Source organism: Pseudomonas sp. RGB (assembly GCF_007713445.1).
Lineage (GTDB): Bacteria > Pseudomonadota > Gammaproteobacteria > Pseudomonadales > Pseudomonadaceae > Aquipseudomonas.
This window is the reverse complement of sequence record NZ_VMSH01000022.1, coordinates 29,516-47,028: the sequence shown is the minus strand read 5'-3', so window position 1 is coordinate 47,028 and position 17,513 is coordinate 29,516. Positions and strand designations below refer to the sequence as shown.

Here is a 17,513-nt window from a genome sequence, read left to right as displayed (position 1 = left end):
ATAACCAGTTGATGCCATCGCAGGCAAGCCAGCTCCCACATTTGATTGAGTTCAGCTTTCAAGATCAGGTCGGCTGTCAGGCCGCCTCGGCTCCGCTTCTACCACTCAGGTCGGCTTTTGATCTTGATCTGCTTTTGATCTCAGGCACACCGAAGCCTAAGCGAGGTGCCGAGTGGTGGGGCAAGAGCCCTTTGGTCACTTTGGGGCTTTTCCAACGTGACCCGCCGTAAGGGCGCAACCCATACCCGACACCTCACAAATTACGACTATGCCGATAGTCGCTCACAGCCTCATACACCGCCTTACGCAACCGATTAATCCCCCCAATCGGCCGGTGCGCCTCCAGCCCAAACCACGGATTAAACGACTGGTTGTCACAAGCAAGATTCAACGCCGGCGTATCAAAATCCTGCGCCTCAACCCGCACGGTCGCCACGGTCTCATACGGCGCATCGCTCTCCTTCCATTCAATGCTGGTGTCTTCAATCGGCATGAATTTCTGCGGATTCTGCCGCTGAACCTGCAACACAAAACACGCCGGTACACGGTCGGTCGACAGCTGCTGGCTCAAGGCACTGCGCAGAAAGTTCGGCAGGTCCTGGTTCTGCTTGGGCAACACATACTCAGGGCAACTGAGCGGGTCAGGCGCTACGCGAAACTTGGCATTGGCTGCGCCGAACTTATAGGGCGACACCGAAAAGTAAGTCGTCTGCGTCGGGCTGGCCGGGGCAGGCGATAGTGTGGCCAGCGCGATAAACAAATGGCGCACCTGCCAGCTGCGCGGGTCTGCCTTGGGAAAGAACGCCAGGACCTTCTTGCCGTCGGCCTGGGCGCCGATGTTTTGCGCGTACTCCGCCACATCGCTGACAAAGAAATTCGGATGGCTGAACATCACGAAATCCTGTTCGGTGCGCGCCTGCTGATCCGCCATCAACTGTTTGCCCGGAACATCCAGCAACTTGATCGCCATGCCCCGCGCATCGCGGATGCTGTCGAATTGCGGATAAGCATTGCCATTGGACAGGCGCATCAGCGCCTGCCAGGTTTTGCCCGGCTCGGCGAACACCCCTTGGCGCAATGCCGGGTCAAGATCCGCCACTACGCTGACTTGCGCCTTCACGCAGCCGTGAGCCTTGGCATGCGCATCGCGCAGGTAGCGCGTGCCTTCGCGGTGCTGATCGACGATGCGCACGGCCGTCTGAATGATGCCCTGGGTCATGGCCGCTTCACCGGGCGGGATCTGCTCGTCCGGCGACACCGGGCCGCTGTGCTGCCAGGCAAACCAAGCGGCAGCGATCAGCCAGCCCAGCAGCCCCAGGCCCACCAGCCATAACAGGGTTTTACCCAGAAACGCGCCGAGGCGCAGCCACAGACGTGCGAGCATCGAAGATTCCTTGTAGTCAGATCGGATATTCATGGCAACTGTTGCTCCAGCGGGCCGCCCAGTACTTTGAGGTATTCCAGCAGCGCCCAGCGTTCCTGCGGTTGCAGGCCGCGGCCGATCACGCCATTGCCACGTTGGCCGGCGCGAAACTCGTGGCCGCTGTTGTGATTGCCGGTAATTTTGGTATCGAACAGGAAGCCATTCTTGAACGCCTGCGTTTCAAAGCCCAGGTGGCGCGGGTCGTAGGCGAACGTGCCTTTATAGAAAGTGGTGCTGCGCTCGTCCTGAGGCGAGAGCAATTGGTAGATCGTCGGCACCGAGCCGTTATGCAGGAAGGGCGGCGTGGCCCACACGCCGGCCAGTGGCCGCGCTTTGTAGGCGCGCACCTCGCGCACACCGATAGGCAGGCCGAAACCGTCCAGGCCTGGCCGCTCGGCCGGGGTCACGCCGGCGGCGCGGTAGGCGTGGTCTTCGACAAAGGCGGTGACGTAGGCCAGGCCTTGCGCCACCGACATATTGTGCAGGTCCAGCGGCGCGGTCGGCGTGGGGTGCAGTTCGACGTTGAGCCTGGCCAGTTCCGCCGGGTCCCATTGCAGTGCGCTGAGGTCGTAGCGCTGGTCGGCGATGTTGCTGGCGGTGCCAGGGTCGGTGCCGATGTATTCAACGGGGAGCATTTTCAACTGCTGCACCGGGCGGCCATTGACCTGGCTGACGGCGGGCACATGGCAACCGGCGCAGTTCTCGGCGAACAACGCGCGGCCCTGGGCGGCGAGGGGGTTGTCGATGGCGCCGAACAGGTCTTCCGGCCAAGTGGGCGGCTTGAGGCGTTGCAGGGTTTCTTCGATCAGGTTGAGGTCACGCACGCGCACGCTGGAAGGGTAGCGTGCTTCGCCTTGAAGGGGCTGACCGGCGCTGTCGAAGAAGTCCAGTGTCGCACCGACGCCGAGGGCTTCGCCGATGTTGCGCGCCATCGGTTGCTGGGCCGAACCGTTCCATTGCACCCAGTCGAAGGTCCAGATATCCCACAGGTGCGGGTAGTCCACCGGAGCATTGGCCACGCGGTAATTGTTCGGCGAGATAGCGTCGCCAAAGCTGGCATTGGCGATGCGGCCAAACGCGTCGGTACGGCCCGGGCCTTCTTCGGTGGGGTAGAGGCCGCGGTGGGTGTCATTCCAGGCGACTTTGAGGAACTGGTTGAGTGACCGTTTGAAGTCCTGACGCAGCTGGCCATGTTCGGCGTCGTATCGATCCCCCAGAACCTGGCGGGCAAAGCGCTCGAATTTCCATGGGTTGTAATAGGTGGCGGCCAGGCTGGCCACCAGTGCCTGGCCGAAGCTGCCGCCGCGCAAGGTGGGCACGCTGGAGGGCAGCACGTGCTGGGCCGAGCCGCCATCAATGCGCAGAGCCTGGCCTTTGAAGTGCAGCTCGCCGGTGTGGCAGGCGGCGCAGGTGATATCCAGGTATTCAACCTTGCTGCCGGCATTCTGATGGCGGGCAAAACCGACTGGCAGGTTGCCGGGGTTCTGCGCGGTGGGGACCTGCTTGGGGTCGACCAGAAAACCAAAGCGCGCCAGGTACTCGGGCGTGGCAAAACGCTGTTCGGAGAACGGCAGCTCCAGGGCGGTGAACCAGTCGTAGTGCAGGCCTTTCACTTGAGTGCCCTGAGGCGTGAAGTAGTAGGTCTGGCGATCGGCGGCACTCCATTGATCCTGGTAGCGCACCTGCTGCACGGGCACGTAGTCGGGCAGCTTGGGGTTGATGGTGTAATAGAGCACGACGGCCAGCAGCAGGCCGAGTGCAAGCAATATCAGAAGCAAAACACGGGAAAAAATGCGCAAGATAACTATCCTTGTCGAGTTGTCGCGTTGTTATGCCACTACGCCATAGGTGCGGCAAGTGGCCATGAGCCTGGTTGCAGGCAGTCCCGCGATCCGTCGCGGGCCTCCATCATGAATGAAAATGCTTTTAAACACGTGAACTTATCGGAAGTTTCCTGCTCACATGCCGGTAGCCATTGGTCGTGGCCGCCTGATAAGCTCGCGACTTTACTCGAATGCCCTTTTGGCGCACGAACAAGGAAATAGCATGAAACAGCATCGGTTGGCGGCGGCGGTGGCCCTGGTTAGCCTGGTACTTGCGGGTTGTGATTCGCAGACCAGCGTAGAGCTGAAAACCCCGGCGCAGAAAGCTTCCTACGGTATCGGCCTGAACATGGGCAAAAGTCTTGCCCAGGAAGGCATGGATGACCTGGACTCCAAAGCGGTAGCCCAAGGCATCGAAGATGCCGTCGGCAAGAAAGAACAGAAGCTGAAAGACGACGAACTGGTTGAAGCGTTTGCCGCACTGCAGAAGCGTGCAGAAGAACGTATGACCAAAATGAGCGAAGAGTCGGCAGCCGCCGGCAAGAAATTCCTCGAAGAAAACGCCAAGAAAGACGGCGTAGTGACCACTGCTTCCGGTCTGCAGTACAAGATCGTGAAGAAGGCCGACGGCGCTCAGCCTAAGCCGACCGACGTGGTGACTGTTCACTACACCGGCAAGCTCACCAACGGCACGACCTTTGACAGCTCCGTTGATCGCGGTAGCCCGATTGACCTGCCGGTCAGCGGCGTGATCCCGGGTTGGGTCGAAGGCCTGCAACTGATGCACGTTGGCGAGAAGGTCGAGTTATACATCCCGTCTGACCTGGCCTACGGCGCTCAGAGCCCGAGCCCGGCGATTCCAGCCAACTCCGTGCTGGTATTCGACCTGGAACTGCTGGGCATCAAGGACCCAGCCAAGGCTGAAGCCCCTGACGCACCTGCTGCTCCAGCCGCCAAGAAGTAATCGGCGCCTGAACAGACAACGCCCCGTTTCGACGGGGCGTTGTCGTATCTGGGGCCCGGCAAATCCGCGTGATTCACACCCGACGTAAATTCAAACGAACCCCTGCAAACTGAAACAGTCTGATATAAGACTCGAGCACGGGTAGCCGCACATCAACGCCAAGTCAATGAAATCTTGGGTTTTTTTTATGTGCGCAAAAAACGCCCGATCTGACTGCAAGCCTTGTAGTCCGTGGCTTTCAGCCGATAAAACAGGCTCTGTTCACAAGGTTATCCACAATTTGTGTGGATAACCTTTTATGTCGCCTGGAACTGGAGTGACAGATGAAACCACCGTTCAATTTCACCCGTTTCCTGCCCATGGCCGCGCGTCTGCTTGGCCGTGGGCGTTTGCCAACCCTGCTGTTTGCGGTGGCCGCAAAAGGCTCAAGCCAGGGCAACCGCCTGGGTAAGCTCAAGGATGATCTCAAATTGCTTCAGGCCCTGTGCCAGGCCTACTGGCGCGGCGAATACCGGGCAATTAGCCCCAAGGCGCTGATTTCGGTGGTGGCGGGCTTGATGTACTTCCTCAGTCCGATTGACGCGATCCCGGACTTTATCCCGGTATTTGGCATGCTCGATGACATCGCGGTGCTGGCATGGGTCATGAAGACCCTGGACGGAGAACTGAGCGCCTTTCGCGCCTGGCGTGAGGCCCAGCGCCCGGAAAAGCTCGCAGTGGTTGAGCGCTTGCCTGCGACGCCTGCGCTGCTGGCTGAGGAAAACCCGCAAAAAAACTGATCACACGGCTATCCCCCTGCGACCTTTGTGGCTGTTAGGATTACACTCCTAAGGAAAGAGCTTACTTAGTGAGTGTTGTTATCCTACGGGGCAGTCATGGATATTCAGATAATTTCACGCAATGGCGAACCCGAGTACGCGGTGTTGCCATGGGACCAGTACCAGGCGCTACTAAAAGCCGCCGGTCAGCAACAACCAGCACTCCCTCCTTCTTCTGACGCTCAGGTCGCTCCCGATCAGGCTTTGCGCCCGCTCGCGGACCTGCGCGGCCTGCGTGAAACCCGGGGGCTGGCCATCGAAACCCTGGCCCGCACCGTGGGTATCAGCCCCTCGTATCTCGGATTGATTGAAAGTGGTGAACGCCAGCCGGATGCCGCCATTCGCCGCAGCCTGGCCTGGGAATTGGGCGTTGCAGGTTGGAGGGATGAATCTTGAGCCTACGTATCAGCCGTCAACACTGGGATGGACTACTCAACGAACTGGATCAGGCGCGCCGCCAGCGTCACCTGCTGACCTACCGCGCGCTGCTGGAGCGTCTGCAATTTCCCACGCCGGCCATGCAGACCCTGGCCGCCGCCCTTGAGCACCTGGCCGCGCTGGACGCCAAGGCCGAGCAGCCATTGCGCAGCTCACTGGTGATCAGCCAGGGTGCCAGTCGCCTGCCGCGTACCGGTTTCTTCGAATGCGTGGAGCGCCTGGGGCGTTTCAGCGGGCCGTCCGATGGCGTGGCCGCCGCCTCCTGGCACGCCTCGGAAGTAGTGCGCGTGTTCGAATACGATTACCCGGAGTCTGCCGAGGCTTAAAGCGCCTGGGCCAGCATGTCCATGCTGTCGATCACATGAATGCTGTAGCCCGCCACATCCTTGGCGTGGTGCTTGGCCTGCGAGGCCAGCTCCGCCAACTGGCTGGCATCAAGTTGCCCACAGGCCTGTGGATATAAGTGAACCACGCCGATCGACAGTGACAGCAAGGCGAACTCCTGACGCGCGCCCTGGCGGTTCAATGCCACAAAGCAGCCGGCGTCGAGGTGTTCGGCGCGGTAGAAGCGTCGGCACTGGGTGTGAAAGTCATCCAGCAACTGGTTGAGGCGCTTGCGCCAATCCTGTGGGCCCAGCACCAGCAAAAAATCATCGCCGCCGATATGCCCGACAAAGTCGCGGCTGGGGTCAACCCGGTCGTTGAGGCATTGCGCCAGGCACAGCAAGACCTCATCCCCGCGCCCGTAGCCGTAGATATCGTTGAACGGCTTGAAGCTGTCGATATCCACGTAGCAGATCACTGACTCTCTTTGTTGCTGCAACAGCCGTGTCAGGCATTGCTGGATCGGCACGTTGCCCGGCAGCAGCGTCAGCGGGTTGGCGTAACGCGCCTGCTGGATTTTCAGCTCGGTGATCAGCTTGAGCACATCGATCACCCGCCCCAGGCCCAGGTAATCGCCATTGAGCGTGATGATGAAATCCTCTTCAATTCGTTGCCGTGCGCGGCTGGTCAGCAGGCGGCTGACTTGCTGCAGCGATTGGCTCAACTCAACCGCCAAAAAGTCATCGCTCATCAAACGGCTGATGGGCTTGCGTGCGAACAGATCGGTGGCGAAGGGCTTGAGCAGTGCGTCCGATAACGAATGCCGGTGCACGATGCCGACCGGGTGGCCACGCCCGTCCAGTACCGCCAGCGAATTGAGATTGGCCTGGCGGCGGAACGACTCCAGCACCTGGGCGGTGGCCGTGTCCTGATCCACCGCCGGTTGCTCGTTCAGCAGGGCACTGAGGTCGCTGCCTTCTTCGCTCAGGGCGAGGTTGGCGTTGTCCTGCTTGGGCAGCATCAGGCGTGCTTCCTGGGGCGGCTGTTCCTGCGGGCGGCAGAGCAGGTAGCCCTGGACCAGGTCCACGCCCATCTCGGTCAACACCGCCAATTCTTCGGGTAACTCAATACCTTCGGCAATGACCTGTGCCCGCGACGCCCTGGCGATTTGCAGGATGGAACCGACGAACTCACGCTTGAGCGCGTCCTGATGGATGCCGTCGATAAAATGCCGGTCAATCTTCACGTAGTCCGGGCGCAGCTCCGACCACAACCGCAGGCTGGAATAGCCGGCGCCCAGGTCATCCAGGGCGATGGCGAAGCCCATGTCGCGGTAATGGTGCAGTGCGGTTTGCAGCAGATCGAAGTCGTCGGTAGGGGTCTGCTCGGTGAGTTCGATCACCACTAGGCTTGGGGGAATGCCGACGTCGCGCAGCAGTTGCAAGGTGCGCCCCGGTTGATGCGCGGTCTCCATCAAGGATTCCGGCGAGATATTCAGGAACAGCTTGCCTGGCATTTTCTGTTCGCTGAACCGTCGACACGCGCTTTCGCGGCAGGCCATTTCCAGTTCACTGAGGCGCCCGATATGCCTGGCCACGGAAAACAGCGCGACCGGGGAGTGCAATGGACTATTGGAGGGGCCACGGCTGAGGGCTTCGTAGCCGAGGATGCGCCGTTCGGACGGGCAAATGATCGGTTGGAACAGGCTGTGCAAACTGCCTTGAGCCAGGATAGAGCCCAATGCATTCAGCTGTTCGGTCATGGTCATGGCGATCTCGATCGAAAAAAAAGGACCGCGGGCTTGGCGCCTGCGGTCCTTCATTTCACGACAGAATGATGTATATATGATGACACTCCGAGGAGCGTTCACATTAAACTGCCATCATTTACTGCTTGGCCACCTGCTTGCTGATCTTCAGGTAGTCGAGCAGGATCCGGCCTGTTTCAGACAGGTAGGCGTCGTCTTCCGGCTTGGTTTTTTCCGGCTCGGTCGGCAGCGCATCTTCATCTTCTTTCTTCAGTTCCTTGAGCGGGTCTTCGCCTTTGGCCTTGCGGCGGGCGTTTTCCAGTACCAGTTGCTGATTTTCGATGCTGGTGTGCTGCGCACGGCGATCGGCTTCGTTGAGGCTGACGGTTTTCTCTTCCATCAGCTTCTTGGCCAGGGCCAGTTTGTCGCGGATGAACACAAACTCGGCATCCTTGGCGGAGCGCGCGTCATGGTCAGCCTTCAACTGCGTCAGGAACGGTTTGAACGGGTCCGACGCTGGCTTGATCGCAGGGCGGATGGTGTCCCACGGCATGGCTTCAGGCAGTGCGCTCTCGCCGATTTCCTTGGTGTCGATGATCGACGGGAAGTCGACATCCGGCAGCACGCCCTGATGCTGGGTGCTCTGCCCGGAAACCCGGTAGAACTTGGCCAGGGTCAGTTTCAGTTCGCCATGGTTGAGCGGCTGAATGGTCTGCACGGTGCCTTTACCGAAGGTCTGGCCGCCGATGATCAGCGCACGGTGGTAGTCCTGCATCGCGCCGGCGAAAATCTCCGAGGCCGAAGCCGAGAGACGGTTGACCAGCAGCGCCATCGGCCCTTTGTAGAAGGCACCCGGGTTCTCGTCTTCAAGCACGTCGACACGGCCGTCAGCGTTGCGTACCAACACGGTCGGGCCTTTGTCGATAAACAGGCTGGTCAGCTCGGTGGCTTCCTGCAGGGAGCCGCCGCCGTTGTTGCGCAGATCGATCACTACGCCGTCGACTTTGTCCTTCTGCAGCTCGGTCAGGATTTTCTTCACGTCGCGGGTGGTGGACTTGTAGTCCGGATCACCGGCACGGAACGCTTTGAAGTCCAGGTAGAAGGCCGGTATCACAATCACGCCGAGCTTGTAATCCTTGCCATCCTGCTTGAGGTTGAGGATCTGCTTCTGCACGGCCTGGTCTTCAAGCTTCACCGCTTCACGGGTGATGGACACGATCTTGCTGGTCTGGTCGTTCGGCGCATTGGTGTGCGGAATCACTTCCAGGCGCACCACGCTGCCTTTCGGCCCGCGGATCAGCTTGACCACTTCGTCCAGACGCCAGCCGACCACGTCGACCATCTCTTTGTCGGCCTGGGCCACGCCGATGATCTTGTCGGCCGGAGCAACCTGCTTGGTCTTGTCTGCCGGACCTGCCGGCACCAGACGCACGATTTTGACCTGGTCATTGTCGCTTTGCAGGACGGCACCGATGCCCTCCAGCGACAGACTCATGTTGATATCAAAGTTTTCCGCGTTATCTGGCGACAGATAATTGGTGTGCGGGTCGTAGGACATTGCGAAGGTGTTGATGTAGGCCTGGAAGATATCTTCGGCACGGGTCTGGTCCAGACGTGCCAGCTGATTCTTGTAGCGCTTGGTCAACAGCTCTTGAATGGCCTTGGGCTCTTTGCCGGCGATCTTCAAGCGCAGCACTTCGTCCTTGACGCGTTTGCGCCACAGGTCGTCAAGGGCGGCGCTGCTGGTCAGCCAAGGCGCGTCCTTGCGATCCACCAGAAGGGTTTCCTTCTGGGTGAAGTCGAGCTTGTCGACGCCTTTGTCCAGCTCAGCCAGGGCGAAGTCCAGACGCGCTTTTACGCGGTCCAGGTAACGCTTGTAGATGGTGAAGCCGGGCTGCAGGTCGCCGCTTTTGAGGAAGTCGTCGAACTGGGTCTTCCACTTGTCGAACTCAGCGATATCGCTGGCCAGGAAGTAGCTGCGCGACGGATCCAGCAGCTTGAGGTAGCTGTCGTAGATGATCACCGAGCGGGCGTCGTCCAGCGGCGGCTTGCTGTAGTGATGACGCTTGAGCAACTCGACGACGTTAAGGCTTGCAATCACCTCATCGCGATCAGGCTGAAGGTTGTCCCAGCTGTTGGCTGCGAACGTATTGGTCGACATCGACGCGAAGCCGAGACCAATGAAAAAAGCGAGGGCGGTGCTGGGGAACAGATGCTTCATGCTGATTCGACGCGGGGGCAATTGATAACGCATATTAGGCCGTCTTTGAGGGAGCCGGTTCCATATGATCCGGTCGCATAATGCAAAAAGCCCGGCGCTACAGCTACGGGCTCAGTCCAGACTCACTATGGAGGCACTGTGAAAGCATTGCAAGGCGTTGAAGGTCATGTGGAGTGGCTGACAGAACCCAGCCCTACCTGCGATGTAGGCCAAGTTCGCATTCGTGTGGCGGCTGCGGGCCTTAATCGCGCCGATTTATTACAGCGCGCCGGGCTCTATCCGCCGCCGCCTGGCGCCAGCCACGTGCTGGGTCTTGAGTGCTCCGGGGTCATCAGTGAGGTCGGGCCGGGGTCGTCCTGGAAGGTCGGTGACCGCGTCTGCGCATTGCTCGCCGGGGGCGGCATGGCCGAAGAAGTGGTGGTGGACGCGCGCCACGTCCTGCCGGTGCCGGAAGGCTTGTCGCTGACCGAAGCGGCGGCATTGCCTGAGGTGTACAGCACCGCGTGGCTGAATCTGTTCCAGCTGGCGGGCCTCAAGCCCGGTGAAAAAGTCTTGCTGCATGCTGGCGCCAGTGGCGTGGGTTCGGCGGCGATCCAGCTGTGCAAGGCGTTTGGCAGCCCGTGCTGGGTCAGCGTCGGCTCGGCGCAGCGCCTGGCGTACTGCGAAGCACTCGGTGCCCAGGGCGGCGTGGTACGTACTGACGGCATTGAAGGGCTAAGCGATTTCGGGCCGTTCGATGTGATCCTTGACCCGGTGGGTGGCAACTACGCCGCGCTGGACCTCAAGCTGCTGGCCCTGGACGGCCGTTGGGTATTGATCGGCTTGATGGGCGGGCGCGATGCGCAGCTCGACCTGGCGCAGGTGCTGGGCAAGCGCATTCAGTTGCTCGGCTCGACCCTGCGCAGCCGCAGCGATCAGTTCAAGGCAGACTTGTTCAGCGATTTGAGCCAGCATGTATGGCCGCTGTTTGCCGAGGAACGCCTGAGCCCGCAACTGGCCAAGACCTTCCCGATCAAGGATGCCGAGGCGGCGTTTGCTGAGTTGGCGAGCAACCAGATTTCCGGGAAATTGGTGTTGGTGATTGACGAGACGTTGGCCTGATCTCAAGTTGAAATGCAGTGAGTGTGGGAGCTGGCTTGCCTGCGATAGCGGTGCCTCAGTGAAGAATGTTTCATCTGGTACACCGCTATCGCAGGCAAGCCAGCTCCCACCGTTGATTGCATTTCAATTAAATAGAGTCACACCCAGTGATGAATCGGCCAACCGGCCTTTTGCGCATGCTCACGCAACACCGGATCCGGATTCACCACCTGCGGGTGATCCACTTTCAGCAGCAACGGCAAATCATTGCGTGAATCCGAGTAGAAATACGCGCCGTCCAATGTCTCGCCTTCCTGCTCCAGCCATTCCAGCAACCGCGTGATCTTGCCTTCACGGTACGTCAGCACGCCCACGGTATGGCCGCTGTACACGCCATGGCTGACATCCAGGTCGATGCCCAGCACTTCATCAATACCGATACGTGCCGCAATGGGTTTGACCAAGTGAGTGCCCGACGCGGAAATCACCAGAATCCGGTCGCCATTCGCGCGGTGGCGGGCGATGGTCTTGGTGGCGTCGCTGTAGATCAGCGGCTCGATGACGTCCTCGACCCAAGGCTCTACCAGGTGCTCGATCTCTTCCGGCGTGCGGCCGATCATTGGCTCCAGGCTGAAGTCCATGAAGTCTTCCATGCGCAGCTTGCCCTGGCCGTAGGCGTCCATCAGTTCGTTGTTCTTGCGCATGAATGACTCAGGGTCGACCCAGCCCAGGCGGCCCATCTGCTCGCTCCACAGCGTGGCGCAGTCGCCGTGGATCAAGGTGTCGTCCAAATCAAAAATTACCAATGCCATCCGTCATGCTCTCTGAAATAAATCGTGGCGTCAGGCTACTTCACACAACGCACTGGGGTCGATGGAAAGTGCCAGGCGCTGGCCATCCGGGTGCAAGTCGTCGGCGGAACGGTTGAGCACATCCACCACCAATTCCACGCCGCGCGCCTCGATGCGGTAGCGAATCACGTTGCCCAGCAGGCTGTGGCTGCGCACCAGTGCGTCGAGTTCGCCGCTGCGGCTCAGTTCGATGGCCTCCGGGCGAATCGCAATGCGCCCACTGATTGGGCGTTGCAGCAATTGGCTGGCCTTGTCGGCGTCGAGCAGGTTGTAGTTGCCGATGAAACCGGCGGCGAACACATCCACCGGCGCGGTGTAGAGCGTCTCGGCATCGCCGCTCTGCACGATCTTGCCCTGGTTCATCAGGAAGATGCGGTCGGACATGGTCAGCGCTTCTTCTTGGTCATGGGTGACGAAAATCGTGGTCAGCCCCAATTCGCGCTGGATCTGGCGGATCTGCTCGCGCAGGTGCTTGCGGATCCGCGCGTCCAGCGCCGACAGCGGCTCATCGAGCAGCAACAGGCGTGGGCGGGTCACCAGCGAGCGGGCGAGGGCCACGCGCTGGCACTGGCCACCGGACATCTGATGCGGGTAGCGGCCAGCGAGCTCCTTGAGCTCCACCAGTTGCAACACTTCCTGCACGCGCTTGTGGCTGTCGTCGGCGTTGACCTTTTGCATGCGCAGGCCGAAGGCAACGTTCTGCTCCACGGTCATGTTGGGGAACAGCGCATAGCTTTGAAACACCATGCCGATGTGGCGTTTCTGCGGGCTGAGGGGAACGATGTCCTGGCCATCCAGCAGAATTTTGCCGCTGTCCACCGACGTGAGGCCGGCGATGCAACGCAGCAAGGTCGACTTGCCGCAACCGGACGGCCCGAGCAGGGTGACGAATTCGCCCTTGGCGATCTCGCAGTTGATGTCACTGAACACCGGGGTGCCGGCGTAGCCTTTTTGCAGGTGTTGGACGCTGACGAAGCTCATTGGCTTTTGTCCTTGTTCAAGATATTGGCGGCCCAGGTCAGCACCAGCACAAAGAAGAAATAGGAAATGACGACGGCACTGGTGAAGTGGCCGCTGCTGTTGCGCATGTTGTTGAGGTACACCTGCAGGGTTTCGTAGCGGGTGCCCACCAGGATGTTGGCGAACACGAACTCACCGAACAGGAACGAGAACGACAGCAGCAGCGCCACCATCAAGCCCTTGCGCAGGTTCGGCAGCACCACCAGGATTGCCGCCTGCCAAGTGCTCGCGCCGAGCAATTGCGAGGCGTCCATCAGGTCGCGCAGGTTGATCGCTTGCAGGTTGTTGGTGATCGCGCGGTACATGAACGGCAGGGCCACGGTGAAGTAGCAGCCGATCAGAATCCACGGCGTGCCCACCATCGCCAGCGGCCCGGAACCGTAGAGTTGCAGCAGGCCCACCGACGACACCACTGGCGGCACCGCGAAGGGCAGCAGGATGAGGATGTTCATCAGCGCATCGAGCCGAGGGAAGTGGTAATGCACCACGAACAGCAGCGGCAGAATCAGCACCACCGACAGGATCAGCGCACCCACGCACACCAGCAGCGATTGGCCAAAGGCGGCCAGAAAGCGTGGGTCGCTCCACAGTTGCACATACCATTTCACCGTGAAGCCGGCGGGCAGGATCGTCGCTGACCAACTGCTGGCAATCGAGTAGACAAAGGTGCCCACCAGCGGCAACACCAAAATCGCAAACAACAGGTACACCACTACGCGATGGTAGAGGGAGGCCGAGCCGGCTTCAGCGCGAGACATGGTAGCTCCTCTTGAGCAGCAGTTGATGAACCACGGTGACCACGGTCATCAGCGCCACCAGCACCACGGCCAGGGCACTGGCCATGTTCGGGTCCAGGGAAATATCACCGGAGACCATCGCCGCAATGCGAATCGGCAGCACGTTGAAGTTGCCGGTGGTCAGCGCGTACACCGTGGCATAGGCGCCGAGCGCATTGGCCAGCAGGATCACGAAAGTGCCGAGCAGCGCAGGGGTCAGCACCGGCAAGCCGATGTGTCGCCAGAACTGCCAGCCGCTGGCGCCCAGCAGCGAGGCCGACTCGCGCCAGTCTTCACGCAACGCATCGAAGGCCGGGTAGAGCAGCAGCACGCCCAATGGAATCTGAAAGTAGGTGTACAGAATGATCAGGCCGGTTTTGGAATACAGGTTGAAGTCCTGAATGATCCCGGCCTGCTTGAGCATGATCGTGATGCTGCCGTTGAAGCCCAGCAGGATGATGAAGGCGAAGGCCAGCGGCACGCCGGCAAAGTTGCTGGTCATGTTGGCGAAGGCGGTGACGAAATTGCGCAACGGCCCATCGACGCGGCGCAACGAATAGCTGCCGAGCACCGAGATGATGATGCCGAACACGCTGGAGTAGAAGCTGATCTCCAGGCTGTACTGGATGGCTTGCAGGTAGAACTTCGAACTGAAGATCTTGATGAAGTTGGCCACGCCCCAGCCGGACTCCTCCGATTGCAGGCTGTTGATCAACACCCACACCAGCGGGGCGATTTCAAACACGATAAAGAACAGCGCAAAGGGCACCAGGCACAGGATCGCCAGCCATTTGCCACGGGTTAGGGAATTCACTTCAACAGCTCCCGGCATACAGGTTTGTCGTGGGGCACACCGAGCAGTTCGCAGACAGTGCCGCACAGTTCGGTTTGCTTGGGGGTAGCGGCAGGGTCGAAGTTGAAGGCCGAGCCCAGCACGAACAGCGGCACTTCACGCTCCTCGGGCAGCAGGCCGTTGTGCGAGCGATCGTTGTTCATGCCGTGGTCGGCGGTCACCAGCACCTGGTAGCCGGCGTCGAGCCAGCCTTGCAGGTAATCGGCGAGGATGATGTCGGCCGAGCGTGCGCTGTTGCGGTATTGCGAGGTATCGAGGCCATGCTTGTGGCCGGCGTCATCGATGTTCATCGGGTGCACCACGAGGAAGTTCGGCGCGTGTTTGCGGCGCAGGCTTTCGGCGTCGGCGAACAGGTGCGAATCCGGGTAATGGTCATTCCAGTAGAAGTGCCCGTGCTGGATCGCCAGCGCCGTGTCGTCGGTATGGCGATCACGCGCGGCAATAAAGGGCGTGCGGTTATACAACTCGCTGACCCAGTGGTAAGCCGCCGCCGCTGTGGTGAGGCCGGCGTCGGTGGCGTAATGGAAAATGCTGCGCTGGTTGGACAGGCGCGAGACATGGTTGTGGACGATGCCGCTGTCGATCGGGGGCACGCCGGTGAGGATGCATTCATACAACGGCCGGGACAGCGCCGGCAGTTCACAGTCCAGTTTGTAAAGCGCTGCGCGTCCTGCGCCGATATAGGCCTGGAGATGCCCCATGGCATGTCGGGCAACCTCGTAGTTCAGGCCGTCGAGCACCACAAGGATGACGTTGTGCTTCATAGGGGCTGGGGCTCCGCGACGGATTAATCTTGGCTCGGTTTTCTTGGAGGAACCGGGTAAAAATGTGGGAGCGGGCTTGCTCGCGAAAGCAGTGTGTCAGGCAGCACTGCTTTCACTGAACCACCGCTTTCGCGAGCAAGCCCGCTCCCACGCAAGCCCGCTTCCACATTGGATCTCCAGTGGAGAGCCAATGTGGGTTGAAGCCTTACTGCATATTGATGATGACTTCTTCCTGCCACTTCTGCGGCAGTGCCTTGGAGGTCTTCTCCCAAGCGTCGGCATCCTTGATCGGCGTGACTTTCTTGTATTGCTCGTTCGGCAGCAGCTTGGCCTGCACGTCAGCCGGCAAGGTCAAGTGCTCGGCACGGATCGGACGGGCGTTGCCGCGCGCCAGGTTGGTCTGGCCGGCGTCGCTGAAGATGTACTCACGGGTCAGCTTGGCGGCGTTCGGGTGCTTGGCGTATTTGTTGATGATGGTGGTGTAGCCGGAAATCACCGAGCCGTCCGATGGGATCAGCACCACGTAGTCATCCGGGTTGGCCATCTTGGCTTTGTAGCTCAGGCCGTTGAAGTCCCAGACCACGCCCACTTCGACTTCGCCTTTTTCCATGGTGGCGATGGTCGGGTTGGCCAGCGACAGGCGGCCTTGCTTGGCGATGTCGGCAAACATCAGCAGCGCAGGCTGGATGTTCTTCTCGTCGCCACCGTTGGCCAGGGCTGCCGCGAGCACGCCGTTGGCGGCCTGGGCGGCGGTGCTCACGTCACCGATGGAAACCTTGTATTTGCCGGTTTTCAAGTCAGCCCAGCTTGTTGGAGCTTCGGAGCCGTGCAGCAGCTTTTTATTAACGATAAAGGCGATGGTGCCGGTGTAGGCCAGGGCCCAGTTGCCGTCTTTATCTTTTGCCCAGTCCGGCACTTGCGCCCAGGTGCTCGGCTTGTACGGTTGGGCCACGCCCTGTTTCACCGCAATCGGGCCGAAGGCGGCGCCGACGTCACCGATATCGGCGCTGGCGTTGTCTTTCTCGGCGGCGAACTTGGCGATTTCCTGGGCCGAGCTCATGTCGGTGTCGATGTGCTTGAGGCCGTAGGTCTTGGCCAGGTCTTCCCAAGTGCCTTTCCAGTTGGCCCAGTCATCGGGCATGCCGACGCTGTTGACGGCGCCTTCGGCTTTCGCGGCGGCTTCCAGAGTCTTTAGATCGGTATCAGCAGCCATGGCGGCGGTGCACATGGCAATGGTCGAGCCTAACAGTGATGCCAGGAAAAGCTTTTTCATCCGAAGCTCCTTTGGGCGTTTTCAACGCGGCGTTTTTATGAACGTTTGCGGTGGTGTTGGTCTAGGTCAGAGCAATACCTGAGCCAATCTAGGCTCGGTGCATGACAGTTTCATGTCGATGTCGTTTTTAAATCGCTTTTATCGCGCAGTGCAGGCTTAGCGTAGACCATGCTCAAGTGCCCGCAGGACCTGGACTTGGCCGATGTATTGCAGGGTGTGGTGCAGGGCGCGGACAGGGACTGTCATCTGTCGGTCATCTGTAATGCCTAGGCTGGCAAGCAGAAGCAAAAGCCCATTTACGGAGCGGTATGTGCACCTGAACGGTGCTGGTCTAGTCCAGATAGGTAACGTTGATGCGTGATGAGGCAATCAAGGCGGTGACATCCATCGGCCTGGCGCTGCAAGAGCAGATCGACCACGGTCTGTTGCCGCCTGCGAGTAAATTGCCCGCCGAGCGCAAGCTCAGCGAGTTGTTTGGTACCACTCGCATTACCGTGCGTGAAGCCTTGTTACAGCTGGAAGCCCAAGGGCAGATTTACCGTGAGGAGCGCCGTGGCTGGTTTGTCTCGCCGCCACGGCTGGCCTACAACCTGATGCAACGCAGCCACTTCCACGCGATGGTTGGGGATCAGGGCCGGGTGGCGTCCACCGAAGTGATTTCTGCGCGGCTGCAACCGGCGTCGGCGGCGGTGTGTGCGTGGTTGCAGTTGCCGGCGCTGTCGAGTGTGATCCAGATCTGCCGAGGCCGGCGGATTGATGGGCGCCTGGTGTTGTATGTGGAGCACTACCTGAACCCACAGTATTTTCCGGGGATTCTGGCGTGTGATCTGAATCAGTCGATGACCGAACTGTATGCGCGCAAGTACGACCTGCACTATGGCCGTGTGCGCTTTGAAATCGTGCCGACGTCACTGCCAGTGGAAGCCGCCGCCGCGTTGCGCGTGTCGGTGGGCAGCCCGGGGTTGCGCATTGCTCGGGTCAACTATGACCAGCACCAGCGGTTGATCGACTGCGACCTGGAGTTCTGGCGCCATGATGCGATTCATGTAGGTGTGGATGTGGTGTAACCCGGTGGCTGGCAGGTTGGGTGTGGCGAGCAGGCTTGCCCTGCGTTGGGCTGCGAAGCAGGCCCACAGGC

Annotated in this window: 16 protein-coding genes and 1 pseudogene; 7 read left to right on the top strand and 10 right to left on the bottom strand. The window is 60.2% G+C overall.

The genetic code is table 11. From position 1 onward, the window contains the following. Positions 1 to 230 (top strand): annotated as a pseudogene (locus FPT15_RS29920) (hypothetical protein); the annotation flags it as partial. A 23-nt stretch (positions 231 to 253) separates the two neighbouring features. Here FPT15_RS29920 and FPT15_RS27685 read toward each other — a convergent pair. Beyond that, positions 254 to 1,417, bottom strand: coding sequence for a catalase family protein (locus FPT15_RS27685; RefSeq protein WP_178119759.1), 1,164 nt, complete (start codon positions 1,415 to 1,417; stop codon positions 254 to 256). Next, positions 1,414 to 3,222: a di-heme-cytochrome C peroxidase gene (locus FPT15_RS27680; protein ID WP_145165960.1), complete on the bottom strand. Its 1,809-nt coding sequence runs from the start codon at positions 3,220 to 3,222 to the stop codon at positions 1,414 to 1,416. Before FPT15_RS27680 ends, FPT15_RS27685 begins: the two co-directional genes overlap by 4 nt. A gap of 247 nt (positions 3,223 to 3,469) precedes the next feature. On the opposite strand from FPT15_RS27680, the gene FPT15_RS27675 reads away from it, so the two are divergent. The 4 genes from FPT15_RS27675 to FPT15_RS27660 all read left to right on the top strand — a co-directional run bounded on the left by FPT15_RS27675 (position 3,470) and on the right by FPT15_RS27660 (position 5,792). Continuing rightward, positions 3,470 to 4,210: an FKBP-type peptidyl-prolyl cis-trans isomerase gene (locus FPT15_RS27675; RefSeq protein ID WP_053255296.1), complete on the top strand. Its 741-nt coding sequence runs from the start codon at positions 3,470 to 3,472 to the stop codon at positions 4,208 to 4,210. A 323-nt stretch (positions 4,211 to 4,533) separates the two neighbouring features. Beyond that, positions 4,534 to 4,989: a YkvA family protein gene (locus FPT15_RS27670; protein WP_145165959.1), complete on the top strand. Its 456-nt coding sequence runs from the start codon at positions 4,534 to 4,536 to the stop codon at positions 4,987 to 4,989. Positions 4,990 to 5,085: 96 nt separating this feature from the next. Then, positions 5,086 to 5,424, top strand: coding sequence for a helix-turn-helix transcriptional regulator (locus FPT15_RS27665; protein ID WP_119735601.1), 339 nt, complete (start codon positions 5,086 to 5,088; stop codon positions 5,422 to 5,424). Then, positions 5,421 to 5,792: a hypothetical protein gene (locus FPT15_RS27660; protein ID WP_010565198.1), complete on the top strand. Its 372-nt coding sequence runs from the start codon at positions 5,421 to 5,423 to the stop codon at positions 5,790 to 5,792. The genes FPT15_RS27665 and FPT15_RS27660 overlap by 4 nt, the downstream gene beginning before the upstream one ends. On the opposite strand, the gene FPT15_RS27655 is transcribed toward FPT15_RS27660, so the two are convergent. Then, entirely contained in the window at positions 5,789 to 7,558 is a 1,770-nt protein-coding gene (locus FPT15_RS27655; RefSeq protein WP_145165958.1) for a bifunctional diguanylate cyclase/phosphodiesterase, read from the bottom strand. The genes FPT15_RS27660 and FPT15_RS27655 overlap by 4 nt on opposite strands. A gap of 118 nt (positions 7,559 to 7,676) precedes the next feature. Next, the gene (locus FPT15_RS27650; protein WP_242193608.1) at positions 7,677 to 9,758 is read right to left on the bottom strand and encodes a carboxy terminal-processing peptidase; all 2,082 of its coding nucleotides are present in this window, start codon (positions 9,756 to 9,758) and stop codon (positions 7,677 to 7,679) included. A gap of 138 nt (positions 9,759 to 9,896) precedes the next feature. Here FPT15_RS27650 and FPT15_RS27645 point away from each other — a divergent pair, with 138 nt between their 5' ends. Next, a complete protein-coding gene (locus tag FPT15_RS27645; protein ID WP_145165956.1) occupies positions 9,897 to 10,859 on the top strand; it encodes a zinc-binding dehydrogenase in 963 nt (320 codons plus the stop codon). A 137-nt stretch (positions 10,860 to 10,996) separates the two neighbouring features. On the opposite strand, the gene FPT15_RS27640 is transcribed toward FPT15_RS27645, so the two are convergent. The 6 genes from FPT15_RS27640 to FPT15_RS27615 all read right to left on the bottom strand — a co-directional run bounded on the left by FPT15_RS27640 (position 10,997) and on the right by FPT15_RS27615 (position 16,375). Continuing rightward, a complete protein-coding gene (locus FPT15_RS27640) occupies positions 10,997 to 11,650 on the bottom strand; it encodes an HAD family phosphatase (RefSeq protein ID WP_145165955.1) in 654 nt (217 codons plus the stop codon). A 30-nt stretch (positions 11,651 to 11,680) separates the two neighbouring features. Further along, positions 11,681 to 12,670, bottom strand: coding sequence for an ABC transporter ATP-binding protein (locus FPT15_RS27635; RefSeq protein WP_010565203.1), 990 nt, complete (start codon positions 12,668 to 12,670; stop codon positions 11,681 to 11,683). Next, the gene (locus FPT15_RS27630) at positions 12,667 to 13,467 is read right to left on the bottom strand and encodes an ABC transporter permease (RefSeq protein ID WP_106580568.1); all 801 of its coding nucleotides are present in this window, start codon (positions 13,465 to 13,467) and stop codon (positions 12,667 to 12,669) included. Before FPT15_RS27630 ends, FPT15_RS27635 begins: the two co-directional genes overlap by 4 nt. Continuing rightward, positions 13,454 to 14,317 carry an ABC transporter permease subunit gene (locus FPT15_RS27625; RefSeq protein WP_277933486.1) on the bottom strand — a complete coding sequence of 288 codons (864 nt, stop codon included), beginning with the start codon at positions 14,315 to 14,317 and terminating at the stop codon, positions 13,454 to 13,456. Before FPT15_RS27625 ends, FPT15_RS27630 begins: the two co-directional genes overlap by 14 nt. After that, positions 14,296 to 15,102 (bottom strand): alkaline phosphatase family protein, encoded by an 807-nt coding sequence (locus FPT15_RS27620; RefSeq protein ID WP_145165953.1) that lies wholly within the window; start codon positions 15,100 to 15,102, stop codon positions 14,296 to 14,298. The genes FPT15_RS27625 and FPT15_RS27620 overlap by 22 nt, the downstream gene beginning before the upstream one ends. A gap of 205 nt (positions 15,103 to 15,307) precedes the next feature. Further along, positions 15,308 to 16,375: an ABC transporter substrate-binding protein gene (locus FPT15_RS27615; protein ID WP_106580571.1), complete on the bottom strand. Its 1,068-nt coding sequence runs from the start codon at positions 16,373 to 16,375 to the stop codon at positions 15,308 to 15,310. Between the two features lie 353 nt (positions 16,376 to 16,728). Between FPT15_RS27615 and FPT15_RS27610 the strand changes: the two genes are divergently transcribed. Then, entirely contained in the window at positions 16,729 to 17,442 is a 714-nt protein-coding gene (locus tag FPT15_RS27610) for a UTRA domain-containing protein (protein WP_145165952.1), read from the top strand. Positions 17,443 to 17,513: the final 71 nt, after the last annotated feature.

What these genes read in the sequence shown, in the direction of transcription:
- FPT15_RS27685 (WP_178119759.1), bottom strand. Translation starts at nt 1,417, where the DNA reads ATGAATATCCGATCTGACTACAAGGAATCTTCGATGCTCGCACGTCTG.
- FPT15_RS27675 (WP_053255296.1), top strand. Translation starts at nt 3,470, where the DNA reads ATGAAACAGCATCGGTTGGCGGCGGCGGTGGCCCTGGTTAGCCTGGTA.
- FPT15_RS27670 (WP_145165959.1), top strand. Translation starts at nt 4,534, where the DNA reads ATGAAACCACCGTTCAATTTCACCCGTTTCCTGCCCATGGCCGCGCGT.
- FPT15_RS27665 (WP_119735601.1), top strand. Translation starts at nt 5,086, where the DNA reads ATGGATATTCAGATAATTTCACGCAATGGCGAACCCGAGTACGCGGTG.
- FPT15_RS27655 (WP_145165958.1), bottom strand. Translation starts at nt 7,558, where the DNA reads ATGACCATGACCGAACAGCTGAATGCATTGGGCTCTATCCTGGCTCAA.
- FPT15_RS27650 (WP_242193608.1), bottom strand. Translation starts at nt 9,758, where the DNA reads ATGAAGCATCTGTTCCCCAGCACCGCCCTCGCTTTTTTCATTGGTCTC.
- FPT15_RS27640 (WP_145165955.1), bottom strand. Translation starts at nt 11,650, where the DNA reads ATGGCATTGGTAATTTTTGATTTGGACGACACCTTGATCCACGGCGAC.
- FPT15_RS27635 (WP_010565203.1), bottom strand. Translation starts at nt 12,670, where the DNA reads ATGAGCTTCGTCAGCGTCCAACACCTGCAAAAAGGCTACGCCGGCACC.
- FPT15_RS27630 (WP_106580568.1), bottom strand. Translation starts at nt 13,467, where the DNA reads ATGTCTCGCGCTGAAGCCGGCTCGGCCTCCCTCTACCATCGCGTAGTG.
- FPT15_RS27625 (WP_277933486.1), bottom strand. Translation starts at nt 14,317, where the DNA reads ATGCCGGGAGCTGTTGAAGTGAATTCCCTAACCCGTGGCAAATGGCTG.
- FPT15_RS27620 (WP_145165953.1), bottom strand. Translation starts at nt 15,102, where the DNA reads ATGAAGCACAACGTCATCCTTGTGGTGCTCGACGGCCTGAACTACGAG.
- FPT15_RS27615 (WP_106580571.1), bottom strand. Translation starts at nt 16,375, where the DNA reads ATGAAAAAGCTTTTCCTGGCATCACTGTTAGGCTCGACCATTGCCATG.
- FPT15_RS27610 (WP_145165952.1), top strand. Translation starts at nt 16,729, where the DNA reads ATGCGTGATGAGGCAATCAAGGCGGTGACATCCATCGGCCTGGCGCTG.